We start from the raw sequence: 1,658 nt of genomic DNA on the forward strand, positions 1-1,658 counted from the left end.
CTAGTGCCGCATCAGGCAACGTTCGCCCTCAACGAGGTCAGGGGCGACGTGTCCTCAGATGGGCGAATAACAAGGGCTCGGTCAGCCGAGGTTGTAGGCATGGATGAAGTGGGTGTCCCGCCTCGTTCCGTCAGCGGTGGGAATCAGATGGCCGACGACAGCAGGGGAAGTTGCGATGCCGATTGTGAACGTGAAAGTCATCGAGGGTGTATTCACCGCTGAACAGAAAGCGCAAATGATCCACAAACTCACCGAAGCGATGGTGGAGGTCGAGGGCGAGGGCATGCGCGATCTCACGTATGTCGTGATCGACGAGGTCAAGCCGGGAGATTGGGCCATCGGGGGCAGGCCAGTCAGTCCGAAACCCCAGCCGAAATCAAACTGACCTCGCCGTCTTCGGGGCAGGCAGCGTGTCCTTGGGTCTCGTGTCGCATCAGGCAATTTGCTCTGCCGTAATGTGACGGACCGTCTGGTTGGCGGTTCCGGGCAGCGCGGATGCGTCAGTCTGTCCTGGTGGCAGAACGAGTAAGGATCCGCGAGATCGATGACGACGAGGGGCGGCGCCTGCTGCGGATTATCCGCAGGGGTATTGGGTCGGTGGTGACCTGGCGGCGGGCCCAGATGGTGCTGCTGTCGGCCCAGGGTATGCCCGTGCCGAAGATCACTGAGGTGACGTTCACCAGCCCGGACCGGGTCCGGGACGTGATCCACAACTTCAACGTCGACGGCTTCGACTCCCTGTACCCGAAGTACAAGGGCGGCCGCCCGAAGACATTCTCGCTGCCCGAGCGCCGCGAGATCAAGAAGATCGCCAAGTCCAAGCCGAACGAGCACGACCTGCCCTTCTCTACCTGGAGCCTGTCCAAGCTGGCCGACTTCCTGGTCGCCGAGGGGGTGGTCGACGACATCAGCCACGAGGGCCTGCGCATCCTGCTCCGCGAGGAAGGCGTCTCCTTTCAACGTCTGAAGACCTGGAAGACCTCACGCGATCCGGACTACGCAGCCAAGAAGGCCCGGGTCGAACACCTCTACGCGATCGCCGACGGCGAGGTCATACCCGAGGAGGGCGAGCCCGAAGTTGTCTTCTGCATGGACGAGTTCGGGCCGCTCAACCTGATGCCGCACCCGGGCCGGCAGTGGGCCGAACGCGGGGGCAAGCACAAAGACCCCGACCGCGCACCCCGCCGCAGGCGGCGGGCGACCTACAACCGCAACGGCGGAGTACGCCATCTGTTCGCCGCCCTGGACCTGGCCAAGGACAAGCTCTACGGCCACATCAAGCCGATCAAGCGGCGCACCCAGTTCCTGGAGTTCTGCCGCTACCTGCGCACGCTCTACCCTCCGACGGTGCGGATCGCGATCGTCTGCGACAACTTCTCTCCGCACTTGACCACGAAGAAGTGCCAGCGGGTCGGCGACTGGGCCGAGGCGAACAACATCGAGATCGCCTACACGCCGACGAACTCCTCCTGGCTCAACCGCATCGAGGCCCAGTTCACCGCCCTGCGCTACTTCACCCTCGACGGCACCGACCACGCCTCCCACAAGGAACAGGGCAGCATGATCCGCCGCTACATCATCTGGCGAAACTGCCACGCCGACGACCGGCGCCTACGTGCCGTTGTCGACAGGGCAAACGTTGCCTGATGCGGCACTAG

2 protein-coding genes are annotated in these 1,658 nt (G+C 63.6%); both read left to right on the forward strand.

All coding sequences use genetic code 11. From position 1 onward, the window contains the following. Positions 1-175 precede the first annotated feature (175 nt). Positions 176-385 carry a tautomerase family protein gene (locus ACWCXX_RS41305; protein WP_451136461.1) on the forward strand — a complete coding sequence of 70 codons (210 nt, stop codon included), beginning with the start codon at positions 176-178 and terminating at the stop codon, positions 383-385. 128 nt (positions 386-513) lie between these two features. After that, positions 514-1,647: an IS630 family transposase gene (locus ACWCXX_RS41310; protein ID WP_451136463.1), complete on the forward strand. Its 1,134-nt coding sequence runs from the start codon at positions 514-516 to the stop codon at positions 1,645-1,647. Positions 1,648-1,658 lie beyond the last annotated feature (11 nt).

The sequence above is a fragment of the Streptomyces sp. NPDC001732 genome (assembly GCF_053596315.1).